This is a genomic window from Bacillus cereus group sp. MG20 (genome assembly GCF_040459885.1).
Taxonomy (GTDB): domain Bacteria; phylum Bacillota; class Bacilli; order Bacillales; family Bacillaceae_G; genus Bacillus_A; species Bacillus_A cereus.
This window is the reverse complement of the sequence record NZ_JARVHF010000001.1, coordinates 2612696-2627886: the sequence shown is the minus strand read 5'-3', so window position 1 is coordinate 2627886 and position 15191 is coordinate 2612696. Positions and strand designations below refer to the sequence as shown.

Here is a 15191-nt window from a genome sequence, read left to right as displayed (position 1 = left end):
TCTATAACAAAAAACTGTTGACTGAATGCTCACTCATTATATAATGGGGATAGGGGATATAATTCAGAAAATTATATATTTTTGAAGATTCAAAAAAGAAAGAGGGCTTACAAAGAGAGGGGTAGCATAAAAATGAATAGCTTACTGATCATTAATTGGCTGGCTGCCATTGCTGTTATTGCTTATGCAGGATATTTGTTTGTATATCTTATACGGACGAGAATGGCCTACATACAATTAGGAAAAAAATTTGAATTTGACCGTCGTTTTAAAGAGCGTTGGGATCTCCTTAAGGTCAATGTTTTCGGTCAGAAAAAGCTGCTGAAAGATAAGAAAAGCGGCATCATTCACGTTATGTTCTTTTACGGATTTATTCTTGTCCAATTTGGAGCAATTGACTTCGTTTGGAAAGGACTCGCACCAGGATCACATCTTCCACTTGGACCACTATACCCTGCATTTACATTCTTCCAGGAAATTGTCACACTTGTTATTTTAATTGCAGTATTTTGGGCTTTTCATAGACGTTATGTAGAAAAGCTTGTTCGTTTAAAACGTAACTTCAAATCAGGTCTTGTTCTTATCTTTATCGGTGGCTTAATGATTTCTGTGCTACTTGGTAACGGTATGGGACTTATATGGCATGGTGAGGAGCTTTCATGGAGTGAACCAATCGCTTCTGCAATCGCTTACGTTTTTAGCGGGATAAATGAAACCGTAGCTATTTCAGTGTTCTATTTTTCTTGGTGGGTGCATTTACTAATTTTGTTAACGTTTTTAGTCTATGTTCCACAATCAAAACATGCGCATTTAATTGCAGGACCAGCTAATGTATTCTTCGGTCGTCTTTCAAACCCAGGAAAGCTTGAAAAGATTGATTTTGAAGATGAAACACAAGAAACATTTGGTGTTGGTAAAATTGAAGACTTTAGACAAAATCAACTTATTGACTTATACGCTTGTGTAGAGTGTGGTCGTTGTACAAATATGTGTCCGGCAACAGGAACAGGAAAAATGTTATCGCCGATGGACTTAATTTTAAAACTTCGTGATCATTTAACTGATAAAGGAGCTGCGGTAACATCAAAAGCACCGTGGGTTCCAGTAGTTGCCTTCAATAATACACAAGGAAATCAGTTAGCGATGATGGCAGCTGGAAAAGGACAACAAGAATCAGCGGCTACAACTCTCGCTTACGATCCGAGTTTAATCGGAGATGTTATTACAGAAGAAGAGATTTGGGCATGTACAACGTGTCGTAACTGTGAAGATCAATGTCCAGTTATGAATGAGCATGTTGACAAAATTATTGATTTACGTCGATATCTCGTTTTAACAGAAGGAAAAATGGACGCGGAAGCACAACGCGCGATGACAAATATTGAGCGTCAAGGGAATCCGTGGGGTCTGAACCGTAAAGAGCGTGAAACATGGCGCCAAGGTGATGACGAAGTAACAGTTCCAACTGTAAAAGAAAAATCAAAAGCTGGGGAGGAATTCGAGTATTTATTCTGGGTTGGTTCAATGGGATCATACGACAATCGTAGTCAGAAGATTGCGATATCGTTTGCGAAGTTAATGAACGAAGCAGGCATTTCATTCGCAATTCTCGGTAATAAAGAAAAGAATTCTGGAGATACACCACGCCGCCTTGGAAATGAATTTGTATTCCAAGAGATGGCGACAAAGAATATCGAAGAATTTGAAAAGGCAGGAGTGAAGAAAATCGTTACGATTGATCCTCATGCTTATAACACATTTAAAAATGAGTATCCGGACTTTGGCTTGCAAGCAGAAGTCTATCATCATACAGAATTGTTAGCTCAGTGGGTGAAAGAAGGGCGCTTAAAGCCTGTTCACGCTATTGAAGAAACAGTTACGTACCATGATTCCTGTTATTTAGGAAGATACAACGAAGTGTACGAAGCGCCACGTGACATTTTGAAAGCGATTCCTGGAGTGAATCTTGTAGAAATGGCACGTAACCGTGAAACTGGAATGTGCTGTGGCGCAGGTGGTGGCTTAATGTGGATGGAAGAAACAACAGGTTCTCGTATTAACGTTGCTCGTACAGAACAAGCATTAGCTGTACAGCCATCCATTATCGGTACAGGTTGTCCATATTGCTTAACGATGATCAGTGATGGAACGAAAGCGAAAGAGGTAGAAGAGAAAGTTCAAACTCTTGATGTGACAGAGATTTTAGAACGATCTGTTATCGGACAGAAAAAAGAAGCGATGTAGTTTATAAGAATGTATACAACTTTAGAAAGAGGTGCAATGATTGCACCTCTTCTCAACGTAGGGATACCGAGCGAGCGCTCAGTGTTAAAAAATGAAATGGGGGAAAGAAACATGAGTAAAACAGTTATTTTAAGTGCTGCAAGAACACCAGTTGGAAAATTTGGAGGATCTTTAAAAGATGTAAAAGCGACGGAACTTGGAGGAATTGCAATTAAAGCAGCGCTTGAAAGAGCAAATGTTGCGGCTAGTGATGTTGAAGAAGTTATATTTGGAACGGTTATTCAGGGGGGACAGGGGCAAATTCCATCGCGTCAAGCTGCAAGGGCTGCTGGAATCCCTTGGGAAGTGCAGACGGAAACAGTGAATAAAGTTTGTGCATCAGGACTTCGTGCGGTTACGTTAGCGGATCAAATTATTCGTACTGGCGATCAATCACTGATTGTAGCTGGCGGTATGGAGTCGATGAGTAATACTCCTTACATTTTACGCGGAGCAAGATGGGGATACAGAATGGGCAACAATGAAGTTATTGATTTAAACGTTGCTGACGGTTTAACATGCGCATTTTCAGGTACACACATGGGTGTTTATGGCGGAGAAGTTGCGAAGGAAGATGGAATTTCTCGCGAAGCGCAAGATGAATGGGCATATCGTAGCCATCAGCGTGCGGTTTCAGCGCATAAAGAAGGACGTTTTGAAGAGGAAATCGTACCAGTAACGATCCCGCAAAGAAAAGGCGATCCTATTGTTGTTGCAAAGGATGAGGCGCCACGTGAAGATACAACGATTGAAAAGTTAGCAAAGTTAAAACCTGTATTTGATAAGGAAGCGGCGGTGACAGCTGGTAATGCGCCAGGACTAAACGATGGTGGTGCCGCACTTGTGTTAATGAGCGAAGACAGAGCGAAGCAAGAAGGAAGAAAGCCATTAGCGATAATTTTGGCGCATACAGCAATTGCAGTGGAATCTAAAGATTTCCCAAGAACGCCAGGTTATGCAATTAACGCATTGCTTGAAAAAACAGGCAAGACAATTGAAGACATCGATTTATTCGAGATTAATGAAGCATTTGCAGCGGTAGCAATTGCAAGTACAGAAATCGCAGGAATTGATCCAGAAAAATTGAATGTAAATGGCGGCGCGGTAGCGATGGGCCATCCAATTGGAGCAAGCGGAGCGCGCATTATCGTTACACTAATCCATGCACTTAAGCAGCGCGGCGGCGGAATTGGAATTGCATCGATTTGTAGCGGTGGCGGTCAAGGAGACGCAGTGATGATTGAAGTTCACTAATTAAAGTTCGAGGGTATAAAAATTATTAACAATTAAGGGGGAAGAAAAAATGGGTGTACAAAACATTGTTGTAATTGGTGCAGGGCAAATGGGATCAGGAATTGCACAAGTATGTGCAATGGCAGGGTATGACGTGAAGGTACAAGATTTAAAACAAGAGCAATTAGATAGAGGATTGGCTATCATTACGAAAAACTTAGCGCGCCAAGTAGAAAAAGGACGCATGAAGGAAGAAGAGAAGGAAGCGACATTAAATCGTCTTACAGTAACGCTTGATTTAGATTGTGTGAAAGAAGCGGATCTTATTATTGAAGCAGCTGTTGAGAAAATGGATATTAAAAAGAAAATCTTTGCGAATCTAGATGAAATTGCTCCAGAACACGCAATTTTAGCGACAAATACGTCATCTCTGCCAATTACAGAAATTGCAGCGGTAACGAAGCGTCCGGAAAAAGTAATCGGCATGCACTTTATGAATCCAGTTCCAGTTATGAAGCTTGTTGAGATTATTCGTGGTTTGGCTACAGATGATGCAGTATATGAAGCAATTGAAGATATTACGAAAAAAATTGGGAAAGTACCAGTTGAAGTAAATGATTTCCCAGGTTTTGTATCAAACCGCATTTTGCTACCGATGATTAACGAAGCAATTTATACGTTATATGAAGGTGTAGCGACGAAAGAAGCAATTGATGAGGTAATGAAGCTTGGTATGAACCATCCGATGGGGCCTTTGACGCTCGCTGATTTTATCGGTTTAGATACGTGTTTATACATTATGGAAGTGTTGCATGAAGGATTAGGAGATAGTAAATATCGCCCATGTCCGTTATTACGTAAGTATGTGAATGCAGGATGGTTAGGGCGTAAAACAGGTCGTGGATTCTACGTTTACGAATAAATGCCCCTTTTGTTACAAAATAGTGGTCTTACCAAATTGTTAAAAGGATATATAGCAAATGGAGGCGGAATATATGAACTTTCGTTTTAATGAAGAGCAGCAAATGATGAGGAAAATGGTTCGGGATTTTGCACAGAAGGAAATAGCTCCCTTTGTTCCTAGTATGGAACAAGGGGTGTTCCCGAAAGAGATTTTGCAAAAGATGGGTGATCTTGGATTAATGGGTATTCCAGCACCTGAAAAATACGGCGGGGCAGAAATGGATTTTATTTCTTATATTCTAGCAATTGAGGAAATCTCAAAGGTAAGTGCAACAGTTGGTGTAATTTTAGCTGTACATACGTCAGTTGGAATGAATCCGATTTTATATTTCGGAACAGAAGAACAGAAGAAAAAATATGTTTCTAAACTTGCAACCGGGGAATATTTAGGCGCATTTGCTTTAACAGAGCCAAATGCAGGATCAGATGCAGGGAGTTTGAAATCAAGAGCTGTCAAAAAAGGCGATCATTATATTATTAATGGATCGAAAGTGTTTATTACAAATGGTGGTGAAGCAAGTACATACATTGTATTCGCTTCTACAAATCCAGAGGCAGGGAAAAGTGGTATTTCTGCATTTATAGTAGAGAAAGATACACCTGGTTTAATCATCGGAAAAGATGAACATAAGATGGGGCTCCTCGGTTCTCGTACAGTACAACTTACTTTTGAAGATATGAAAGTGCCAGCGGAGAATTTACTTGGGGAAGAAGGACAAGGATTCAAGGTGGCGATGGCGAATTTAGATGTTGGGCGAATTGGAATCGGTGCACAGGCGTTAGGAATTGCTGAAGCGGCGCTTGCATGTGCGATTGATTATGCAAAAGAACGAGAACAATTTGGGAAACCAATTGCGGCGCAGCAAGGGATTGGCTTCAAGCTTGCAGATATGGCAACAAGTGTCGAAGCAGCAAGGTTACTCGTATATAGAGCGGCGTCTCTTAGGGCACAAGGATTACCATGCGGTAAAGAAGCATCTATTGCCAAATTATTTGCTTCTAAGACAGCGGTTGAAGTCGCGATTGAGGCGGTGCAAGTATTTGGTGGTTACGGTTATACGAAAGAATATCCAGTAGAACGATTTTTCCGTGATGCGAAGATCACGCAAATATATGAAGGAACAAGTGAAATACAGAAACTTGTTATTAGCCGTGCTTTATAAAAGGGCGAGGGGGAGACGGAGATGCATTTTAAACTATCAGAAGAACATGAAATGATAAGAAAAATGGTTCGAGATTTTGCTAAAAATGAAGTAGCACCAACAGCAGCTGAGCGTGATGAGGAAGAGCGATTTGATCGAGAGTTATTTGATCAAATGGCAGAGCTTGGTTTAACCGGTATTCCATGGCCTGAAGAGTACGGTGGAATTGGAAGCGATTACTTAGCGTACGTAATTGCGATTGAAGAATTATCTCGAGTTTGTGCTTCAACAGGTGTAACACTATCTGCGCATACTTCACTTGCAGGATGGCCAATTTTTAAATTTGGGACAGAAGAACAAAAGCAAAAGTTTTTACGACCGATGGCTGAAGGGAAGAAAATTGGTGCATACGGCTTAACGGAGCCAGCATCTGGATCGGATGCTGGTGGAATGAAGACAATCGCAAAGAGAGATGGCGACCATTATATTTTAAATGGATCAAAAATTTTCATTACAAATGGCGGTATTGCTGATATTTATGTTGTTTTTGCGCTAACTGATCCTGAATCGAAGCAGCGCGGTACGAGTGCATTTATTGTAGAAAGTGATACACCGGGATTTTCAGTTGGGAAGAAGGAGAGCAAGCTAGGGATTCGCTCTTCACCAACGACTGAAATTATGTTTGAAGATTGCCGTATTCCGGTAGAGAATCTACTTGGAGAAGAGGGGCAAGGATTTAAAGTTGCGATGCAAACATTAGATGGAGGTCGTAACGGTATTGCGGCGCAAGCTGTTGGTATTGCACAAGGGGCTTTAGATGCTTCTGTAGAATATGCAAGGGAGCGCCATCAATTTGGAAAACCAATTGCGGCGCAGCAAGGGATTGGCTTTAAACTTGCGGATATGGCAACAGATGTAGAAGCGGCACGCCTTTTGACATATCAAGCGGCTTGGCTTGAATCAGAAGGGCTTCCGTATGGAAAAGAATCAGCGATGTCAAAAGTATTTGCAGGGGATACAGCGATGAAGGTGACGACTGAAGCGGTGCAAGTATTTGGTGGTTACGGTTATACGAAAGATTATCCAGTAGAGCGTTATATGCGAGATGCAAAGATTACACAAATATATGAAGGAACACAAGAGATTCAGAGGCTTGTAATTTCTCGTATGTTAACGAAGTAGGAACGAAAGCGTAGGTATTCTCCTACGCTTTTTCCTTCCAAAAAATAATAGAGAGAGGTGAAGGAAATGGTTAAACATAATGTACATGCATCGGTGAAAGATGAAAAATTAGTTGCGTTAAGACGTGAACAAATGATTAAAGGTGCGGTGCAACTGTTTAAACAAAAAGGATTTCCGCGTACAACAACGAGAGAGATTGCAAAAGCGGCTGGATTTAGTATAGGGACACTTTATGAGTACATTCGTACAAAAGATGATGTTTTGTATTTAGTTTGTGATAGTATATATGAACATGTAAAAGAACGATTAGAGGAAGTAGTATGTACAGAAAAAGGGAGTATAGAAAGTTTAAAGGTAGCGATAACGAATTACTTTAAAGTGATGGACGAATTACAAGAAGAAGTATTAATTATGTATCAAGAAGTACGTTTTTTACCGAAAGAATCTCTCCCATATGTATTAGAAAAAGAGTTTCAAATGGTAGGAATGTTTGAGGATATTTTAGAACAGTGTACGGAAAATGGAACATTTATATTAAATAAAAAAGAAATACAGCTTCTTGCACATAATATTTTTATACAAGGACAAATGTGGGGGTTTAGACGTTGGGCACTGCAAAAACTGTATACGCTCGAAGAATATACAGAAATGCAAATTAGGTATGTGTTGCAAGGTGCCCATATGCTTCCGAAATAAGGAACAGACAAATTATTAATTTTATTACCATATAAAAGTTTCCCGTTTTTTTTGTAGCATATTTGTGCGACTTTTGTTTATAATGAATAGTATGGATTTTTTTAGGCAGACCGTTATATATAAGGTTATATTTGATGAAAGGAAGTGCCGCATAAGTGAATTTTAAGCAATATTCACCAGAAGAGCTAAAAGAATGTTCAATGATTGAAGTTGTACATAGCGTTTTAGGGGATAAAAGACAAGCAACGACATTCAACGAGTTGGTTCAAGAAATCGCTCAAGTGCTGGGACTATCTCAAGAGCAAGTTAATGCGAAACTCGCACAATTTTATACAGACTTAAACATCGATGGACGTTTCATTAATTTAGGAGAAAATCGTTGGGGACTACGCAGCTGGTACCCATATGAGCAAATTGATGAAGAAATCTTACCGCAGCCAAAACCGAAGAAGAAACGTAAAGTTGAAGAAGACGGTTTTGACGACTACATTGAAGAAGATGAAGATGACTTTGACGATGCAGACGGAAATGTAGACGAAGAAGATGATGTAGAAGATTTGGACAAGGTTCTTGAAGATGAAGACGGAGATGACGACGATCTTGATGATTTAGAAGAGGATGAAGACGACGACTTCGCTGAAGAAGAACTTGAGTATGATGAAACTGAAGAAGAAGAAGAGGAAGAACTGTAGTTCTTGACTTTTCATTATCGTCCATGTAGAATCATTTTTGGGCTCTTTAAAAAAGGACGATAATACTTTTAAAGTGTAAATATAAAAGAAAATTGCTCCCTACTTGTTACTTTATGTGATGAGGGGAGCAATTTTCTTTTTTGTTTTTTGTTTAGAAAATAAAAAGAGTCTAACAATAAGATGGATACAGTGTTATCTACATACGTTGCGCTTTGCAACGGTGATTATATAACAGCAAAATAGAAGGGAGCTTTTTCATGACTAAGTATATTTTTGTAACAGGCGGTGTAGTATCGTCTTTAGGGAAAGGTATTACAGCAGCATCTCTTGGAAGACTTTTAAAAAATCGTGGTTTAAATGTAACGATTCAAAAGTTTGATCCATACATTAACGTAGACCCAGGGACTATGAGCCCATACCAACACGGTGAGGTATTCGTAACAGATGATGGCGCAGAAACTGACTTAGACCTTGGTCACTATGAGCGTTTTATCGACATTAACTTAAACAAATACAGCAACGTAACAACAGGTAAAATTTACTCTTCAGTTCTTCAAAAAGAGCGTCGCGGTGAATATCTAGGAGGAACAGTTCAAGTTATTCCTCACATTACTAACGAAATTAAAGAGCGCGTATATCGTTCTGGCCGTGAAACAAATGCGGATGTTGTTATTACAGAAATCGGTGGAACTGTTGGTGATATCGAGTCTCTACCATTCTTAGAAGCAATCCGTCAAATTAAGAGCGACATCGGTCGTGACAATGTAATGTACATTCACTGTACGTTAATCCCGTACTTAAAAGCAGCGGGTGAAATGAAAACAAAACCAACGCAACATAGCGTTAAAGAACTTCGTAGCTTAGGTATTCAACCAAACATTATCGTTGTTCGTACAGAACTTCCTGTTTCTCAAGATATGAAAGACAAGCTTGCATTATTCTGTGACATCGATACAAAAGCAGTTATCGAAGCTCGCGATGCAGATACTTTATATGCGGTTCCATTATCTCTTCAAGAACAAAACATGGACCAAATCGTTTGTGATCACTTAAAATTAGACAATCCAGCTGCAGATATGACAGAGTGGACTGCGCTAGTTAACAAAGTACGTAATCTTTCTAAGAAAACAAAAATCGCTCTTGTTGGTAAATATGTAGAACTTCAAGATGCATATATTTCTGTTGTAGAAGCACTTCGTCATGCTGGTTACTCATTCGACACAGATGTAGAAGTAAAATGGGTAAATGCTGAGCACGTAACAGCAGAAAACGTAAAAGAATTAGTTGGCGATACAGATGGTATCCTTGTACCAGGTGGCTTCGGCGATCGTGGTGTAGAAGGTAAAATCGTTGCGATTCAATATGCTCGTGAAAACAAAGTTCCATTCTTAGGAATTTGCTTAGGTATGCAACTTGCATCAATCGAATTCGCACGTAATGTATTAGGTTTAGAAGGTGCTAACTCTTCTGAAATCAATCCTGATACGCCATATGCAATCATTGACTTATTACCAGAACAAAAAGATGTAGAGGACTTAGGTGGTACACTTCGTCTTGGTCTATACCCATGTAAGCTTGCTGAAGAAACAAATGCTTACAATGCTTATAATGAGCCGGTTGTATATGAGCGTCATCGTCATCGTTATGAGTTCAACAACCAGTTCCGTCCGGATATGGAAAAAGAAGGATTCGTATTCTCTGGTACAAGCCCAGACGGCCGTCTAGTTGAAATCATTGAATTAAAAGACCACCCTTGGTTCGTGGCAGCACAGTTCCACCCAGAACTTGTTTCTCGTCCAAACCGTCCACAACCATTGTTCCATGACTTCGTAAGAGCTTCTATTACGAATAAAGAGAGCAAGTAATAAAAAAAGCGCCTGAAATAAGGCGCTTTTTTTAATATTCATTTAACATTTCATCAATTATAAATTTGATTCCGTGATAAGCAAATAAAGCTACTATTAAGCTTGGGAACCCGTAGCGATTACCTTCATCGTCTGGAATAAGACCTTTTAACAATTTTGTATCAATATGTACGTCTGTATATTGTTCCAGTGATTCCGTACCTTCTTGAAGAGCAGAAATGCCGACAATAGAGTGTCCCTCTTCTTGTAGTTTTTTTGCAATTTCTACAACCGCTTCATCTGTTGAAAAACGGCTAATAAGAAGTACACGATCCGCAGAGGTTACTTCTGCTTCTTTACCATTTTCAAATAAGCGTTTTGCTTGCTTCATTGGTTCAGCACCGAATAGTGCTTCGGCAACAACGCCCTCCATTTCATTTGTACCATATAAATAAATGAAACCATCGCCAACTAGTGCTTGAGCAAGTAAACGAGCGCTATCTTCTATATTCATTTCTTCTTTTTGAGAAATTTTGGAGAAATAACCACTTAATTGAGTTGAAAAAATTTTTAACATAATATTACTCCTTTCGTACGTGCTTGCCGGCTTTCATTATAGTTTATTTTTTTAGAAAGGTGAAATCGTAGGGTAGCATAACAAAATAGGAAACGGTAAAATAAGAAAGAATAGGAAGGAATTTGCCAAAGAATAGCGAAAATAAATCGTTAAGATATAAGAAGCTTTAAATCTTGTACTTACACAGAAAGGTTGGGAATTATGGAAGGTAAAATTTTAATTGTTGATGATCAATATGGGATTCGTGTGTTATTACATGAAGTGTTCCAAAAAGAAGGTTATCAGACATTCCAAGCAGCGAATGGATTTCAAGCTTTAGATATCGTGAAAAAAGATAATCCAGATTTAGTAGTGTTAGATATGAAAATTCCAGGCATGGATGGTATAGAGATTTTAAAGCATGTAAAAGAAATTGATGAGAGTATTAAAGTCATTTTAATGACTGCTTATGGAGAGCTTGATATGATCCAAGAAGCAAAAGATTTAGGAGCTTTAATGCATTTTGCTAAACCATTTGATATTGATGAAATTCGTCAAGCTGTGAGAAATGAGCTCGCTGTAGAGGCGTAAAAATGAATTTTTTATAAAAAATATGGAAAAAAGCGTTTACATGGACTATTGTGCAGGTGAATACGGTTGAGTTTTTGAGTACAAGTTGTTATCCTATTGAGTGTAGAAAAAAGTCCGGTATGTAGATATACATATTTTACCTTATTCTGGTCATACTACCAGCGATAAGAACTTATCGGATACAAAAAACGTTTTTTAGGAGGATTCACCATGCCTTTAGTTTCTATGAAAGAAATGCTAAACAAAGCACTAGAAGGAAAATACGCAGTTGGTCAATTCAACATGAACAACTTAGAGTGGACTCAAGCTATCTTAGCTGCTGCGGAAGAAGAAAAATCTCCTGTAATCCTAGGTGTATCTGAGGGTGCAGCTCGTCATATGACTGGTTTCAAAACAGTTGTAGCTATGGTTAAAGCTTTAATCGAAGAAATGAACATCACTGTTCCTGTAGCGATTCACCTTGACCATGGTTCAAGCTTCGAAAAATGTAAAGAAGCAATCGATGCAGGTTTCACATCTGTAATGATCGACGCTTCTCACCACCCATTCGAAGAAAACGTTGAAACTACTAAACAAGTAGTAGAATACGCACACGCTCGTAACGTATCTGTTGAAGCTGAGCTTGGAACAGTTGGCGGACAAGAAGACGACGTAATCGCTGAAGGCGTAATTTACGCTGACCCAGCAGAGTGTAAGCACCTTGTTGAAGCAACAGGTATCGATTGCCTAGCTCCAGCTTTAGGTTCTGTACACGGTCCTTACAAAGGTGAGCCTAACTTAGGATTCGCTGAAATGGAACAAGTTCGTGACTTCACTGGCGTACCTTTAGTATTACATGGTGGTACTGGTATCCCAACTGCTGATATCGTAAAAGCTATCTCTTTAGGTACTTCAAAAATCAACGTAAACACTGAGAACCAAATCGAGTTTACAAAAGCTGTTCGTGAAGTATTAAACAAAGACCAAGAAGTTTACGATCCTCGTAAATTTATTGGACCTGGCCGCGACGCTATTAAAGCAACTGTTGCTGGTAAAATGCGTGAGTTCGGTTCTAACGGTAAAGCGTAAGAATAAAATTCCGTTTTGGAAACCGTCTAGTCTTTTAGACGGTTTCCTTTCGTTGTATAATGAAAGCGTGAACAAGTCGAAAGATTTTATCATTTTTGGTTTTTAAATAGAAAATAATGTGCATAGTCCTATTAATAAATGTGATAACGTATCTAAATTGATAAAGTGAATTCGATGAATAGTTGATCTTTATCTATTCGTGCTACAGGAGAAATGGAGATAATGGTTTCCTATTTATTGAGTTTTGGGATGGAAAGAGTAATTGAGATTCTTAAGGGGAGCTTTCTATGAAAAGATAGAAAGTAAATACATTCACAAGAAGGGAGCTCAATATGGAAAAATTGCTGATTGAAGGCGGAAGAGCTTTAAATGGAACAATTCGAGTAAGCGGTGCAAAGAACAGTGCCGTTGCATTAATTCCAGCGACAATTTTAGCAGATACTCCAGTAACTATTGGTGGTGTCCCTAATATTTCGGACGTGAAAATGTTAGGTGACTTACTAGAGGAAATTGGAGGGAAAGTAACTTATGGACAGGAGGAAGAGATGGTAGTCGATCCTTCTAACATGGTTGCAATGCCTTTGCCAAATGGAAAAGTGAAAAAATTGCGCGCTTCTTATTATTTAATGGGTGCGATGCTTGGCCGTTTTAAAAAAGCTGTTATTGGGCTTCCGGGTGGATGTCACTTAGGACCGAGGCCGATTGATCAGCATATTAAAGGGTTTGAAGCGCTAGGTGCACATGTTACAAATGAACAAGGTGCCATCTATTTAAGAGCAGATGAACTACATGGAGCACGTATTTATTTAGATGTTGTTAGTGTGGGGGCTACGATTAATATTATGCTAGCAGCTGTACGAGCAAAAGGTAGAACTGTTATTGAAAATGCAGCGAAAGAGCCCGAGATTATTGATGTAGCTACATTGTTAACAAGCATGGGAGCACGTATTAAAGGTGCTGGTACAGATGTAATCCGAATAGATGGTGTGGACTCTTTACATGGTTGTCACCATACTATCATCCCAGATCGTATTGAAGCTGGTACGTATATGATTCTAGGAGCTGCATCAGGAGGAGAAGTAACGGTTGATAACGTTATTCCTCAGCATTTAGAATCAGTTACTGCTAAGCTAAGAGAAGCTGGTGTTCAAGTTGAAACGAATGATGATCAAATTACAGTGAACGGTAATAGAAAGTTAAAAGTAGTTGATATCAAAACGCTTGTATATCCAGGTTTTCCAACAGATTTACAACAGCCGTTTACGACGCTTTTAACAAAGGCGCACGGGACGGGAGTTGTAACAGATACAATTTACGGTGCCCGTTTCAAACACATTGATGAATTACGTCGTATGAATGCTCAAATTAAAGTAGAAGGTCGTTCGGCAATTGTAACTGGTCCTGTGTTACTGCAAGGTGCAAAAGTGAAGGCGAGTGATTTACGAGCGGGAGCAGCACTTGTTATTGCAGGGTTAATGGCAGATGGAATTACAGAAGTAACAGGACTTGAGCATATTGATCGAGGTTATGAGAATATAGTGGACAAGCTTAAAGGGCTTGGAGCAAACATTTGGCGAGAACAAATGACAAAACAAGAAATTGAAGAGATGAAGAACGCATAAGTGATACTTCCGTAAGGGGGAAGCGAAGCATCACTACTTGCGGAAGTACACTTTATAGAAAAACACGGTTCACAAAATACGGCAGAAATATAAAGACTTAAAGGAGAGGGATTATTGTGGAAAGAAGTTTATCTATGGAGTTAGTACGTGTAACAGAGGCTGCAGCATTATCATCAGCGCGTTGGATGGGGCGCGGGAAAAAGGATGAGGCAGACGGTGCAGCAACATCAGCTATGCGTGATGTATTTGATACAATTCCGATGAAAGGTACAGTCGTAATTGGTGAAGGTGAGATGGATGAAGCACCAATGCTATATATCGGAGAGAAATTAGGTACAGGATATGGACCACGTGTAGACGTTGCGGTTGATCCTTTAGAAGGGACAAACATCGTAGCAGCTGGTGGCTGGAATGCTCTTGCTGTTATTGCAATTGCAGACCACGGTAATTTGTTACATGCTCCTGACATGTACATGGATAAAATCGCGGTTGGCCCAGAAGCAGTTGGGGCAGTCGACATTGATGCGCCTATTATTGATAACTTACGTGCAGTTGCGAAAGCGAAAAATAAAGACATTGAAGATGTTGTAGCAACAGTTTTAAACCGTCCACGTCACCAAGCAATTATCGAAGAAATTCGTAAGGCTGGTGCTCGTATTAAATTAATTAACGATGGAGATGTAGCTGGAGCAATTAATACAGCGTTTGACCGTACAGGTGTAGATATTCTATTTGGATCTGGTGGAGCACCTGAAGGTGTATTAGCAGCAGTTGCTTTAAAATGTTTAGGTGGAGAAATTCACGGAAAACTATTGCCACAAAACGAAGCTGAATTAGCACGTTGTAAAAAAATGGGCATAGAAGACATTAATCGTATCCTTCGTATGGAGGACTTAGTAAAAGGTGACGATGCAATCTTTGCAGCAACAGGTGTAACAGATGGTGAACTATTACGTGGTGTTCAATTTAAAGGTAGCGTAGGAACAACACAATCTCTTGTTATGCGTGCAAAATCAGGTACAGTTCGCTTTGTAGATGGTCGTCATAGCTTAAATAAAAAACCGAACTTGGTTATTAAGTAAAAGGTGGAAGCGGCTCGTTCAGAAAGGTTAAAATGGTCGATCTTTTTAACTATCGGAGCCGGAACTAAATTAAATAAGAAGCGAAGACAAATTTTCTTGTCTTCGCTTCTTGTATTTGTGTTCCAACGTATTGATTAAAACTAGATAAAAGGGTTACAATAGTGAATATTACCCTACTTGAACTTATTGCCTTTCATTATTAATTATTTGCCTTCCGTATTTTTTCCCTTTACCCAT

At 39.3% G+C, this 15191-nt stretch carries 13 protein-coding genes; 12 read left to right on the top strand and 1 reads right to left on the bottom strand.

Translation table 11 applies throughout. The features are described from left to right. The first annotated feature begins 132 nt into the window (after positions 1 to 132). The 8 genes from QCI81_RS13550 to pyrG all read left to right on the top strand — a co-directional run bounded on the left by QCI81_RS13550 (position 133) and on the right by pyrG (position 10056). Positions 133 to 2244 carry a (Fe-S)-binding protein gene (locus QCI81_RS13550; protein ID WP_353810808.1) on the top strand — a complete coding sequence of 704 codons (2112 nt, stop codon included), beginning with the start codon at positions 133 to 135 and terminating at the stop codon, positions 2242 to 2244. A 9-nt stretch (positions 2245 to 2253) separates the two neighbouring features. Then, positions 2254 to 3537, top strand: coding sequence for an acetyl-CoA C-acetyltransferase (locus QCI81_RS13545; protein WP_353810807.1), 1284 nt, complete (start codon positions 2254 to 2256; stop codon positions 3535 to 3537). 49 nt (positions 3538 to 3586) lie between these two features. Further along, positions 3587 to 4438: a 3-hydroxybutyryl-CoA dehydrogenase gene (locus QCI81_RS13540; protein WP_000538874.1), complete on the top strand. Its 852-nt coding sequence runs from the start codon at positions 3587 to 3589 to the stop codon at positions 4436 to 4438. Between the two features lie 73 nt (positions 4439 to 4511). Next, complete coding sequence (locus QCI81_RS13535; protein WP_353810806.1) at positions 4512 to 5642, top strand: acyl-CoA dehydrogenase; 1131 nt, start codon at positions 4512 to 4514, stop codon at positions 5640 to 5642. Between the two features lie 21 nt (positions 5643 to 5663). After that, the gene (gene acdA, locus QCI81_RS13530; protein ID WP_000545539.1) at positions 5664 to 6803 is read left to right on the top strand and encodes an acyl-CoA dehydrogenase AcdA; all 1140 of its coding nucleotides are present in this window, start codon (positions 5664 to 5666) and stop codon (positions 6801 to 6803) included. A 66-nt stretch (positions 6804 to 6869) separates the two neighbouring features. Beyond that, positions 6870 to 7499, top strand: a complete 630-nt coding sequence (locus QCI81_RS13525; RefSeq protein WP_000238601.1) for a TetR/AcrR family transcriptional regulator — start codon at positions 6870 to 6872, stop codon at positions 7497 to 7499. A 155-nt stretch (positions 7500 to 7654) separates the two neighbouring features. Then, positions 7655 to 8191 (top strand): DNA-directed RNA polymerase subunit delta, encoded by a 537-nt coding sequence (gene rpoE / locus QCI81_RS13520; protein WP_023523567.1) that lies wholly within the window; start codon positions 7655 to 7657, stop codon positions 8189 to 8191. Between the two features lie 257 nt (positions 8192 to 8448). Beyond that, on the top strand, positions 8449 to 10056 hold the full coding sequence (pyrG, locus tag QCI81_RS13515) for a CTP synthase (RefSeq protein WP_000170447.1): 1608 nt from the start codon (positions 8449 to 8451) through the stop codon (positions 10054 to 10056). A gap of 31 nt (positions 10057 to 10087) precedes the next feature. Here pyrG and QCI81_RS13510 read toward each other — a convergent pair whose 3' ends face one another. Beyond that, positions 10088 to 10612, bottom strand: a complete 525-nt coding sequence (locus QCI81_RS13510) for a DUF2529 domain-containing protein (protein WP_071731518.1) — start codon at positions 10610 to 10612, stop codon at positions 10088 to 10090. A gap of 201 nt (positions 10613 to 10813) precedes the next feature. Here QCI81_RS13510 and spo0F point away from each other — a divergent pair, with 201 nt between their 5' ends. The 4 genes from spo0F to glpX all read left to right on the top strand — a co-directional run bounded on the left by spo0F (position 10814) and on the right by glpX (position 14954). Beyond that, positions 10814 to 11182: a sporulation initiation phosphotransferase Spo0F gene (gene spo0F / locus QCI81_RS13505; protein WP_000398594.1), complete on the top strand. Its 369-nt coding sequence runs from the start codon at positions 10814 to 10816 to the stop codon at positions 11180 to 11182. A 210-nt stretch (positions 11183 to 11392) separates the two neighbouring features. Further along, positions 11393 to 12250 (top strand): class II fructose-bisphosphate aldolase, encoded by an 858-nt coding sequence (locus QCI81_RS13500; RefSeq protein ID WP_001131856.1) that lies wholly within the window; start codon positions 11393 to 11395, stop codon positions 12248 to 12250. Positions 12251 to 12582: 332 nt separating this feature from the next. Further along, positions 12583 to 13872, top strand: a complete 1290-nt coding sequence (gene murA / locus QCI81_RS13495; protein WP_000413248.1) for a UDP-N-acetylglucosamine 1-carboxyvinyltransferase — start codon at positions 12583 to 12585, stop codon at positions 13870 to 13872. 116 nt (positions 13873 to 13988) lie between these two features. Then, the gene (gene glpX / locus QCI81_RS13490; RefSeq protein WP_000442336.1) at positions 13989 to 14954 is read left to right on the top strand and encodes a class II fructose-bisphosphatase; all 966 of its coding nucleotides are present in this window, start codon (positions 13989 to 13991) and stop codon (positions 14952 to 14954) included. Positions 14955 to 15191 lie beyond the last annotated feature (237 nt).

Bases quoted from the DNA above. Each gene is read 5' to 3' on its own strand.
- QCI81_RS13545 (WP_353810807.1), top strand. From the start codon at position 2,254: ATGTATACAACTTTAGAAAGAGGTGCAATGATTGCACCTCTTCTCAAC.
- QCI81_RS13550 (WP_353810808.1), top strand. From the start codon at position 133: ATGAATAGCTTACTGATCATTAATTGGCTGGCTGCCATTGCTGTTATT.
- murA (WP_000413248.1), top strand. From the start codon at position 12,583: ATGGAAAAATTGCTGATTGAAGGCGGAAGAGCTTTAAATGGAACAATT.
- QCI81_RS13540 (WP_000538874.1), top strand. From the start codon at position 3,587: ATGGGTGTACAAAACATTGTTGTAATTGGTGCAGGGCAAATGGGATCA.
- pyrG (WP_000170447.1), top strand. From the start codon at position 8,449: ATGACTAAGTATATTTTTGTAACAGGCGGTGTAGTATCGTCTTTAGGG.
- QCI81_RS13535 (WP_353810806.1), top strand. From the start codon at position 4,512: ATGAACTTTCGTTTTAATGAAGAGCAGCAAATGATGAGGAAAATGGTT.
- spo0F (WP_000398594.1), top strand. From the start codon at position 10,814: ATGGAAGGTAAAATTTTAATTGTTGATGATCAATATGGGATTCGTGTG.
- acdA (WP_000545539.1), top strand. From the start codon at position 5,664: ATGCATTTTAAACTATCAGAAGAACATGAAATGATAAGAAAAATGGTT.
- QCI81_RS13525 (WP_000238601.1), top strand. From the start codon at position 6,870: ATGGTTAAACATAATGTACATGCATCGGTGAAAGATGAAAAATTAGTT.
- QCI81_RS13500 (WP_001131856.1), top strand. From the start codon at position 11,393: ATGCCTTTAGTTTCTATGAAAGAAATGCTAAACAAAGCACTAGAAGGA.
- QCI81_RS13510 (WP_071731518.1), bottom strand. From the start codon at position 10,612: ATGTTAAAAATTTTTTCAACTCAATTAAGTGGTTATTTCTCCAAAATT.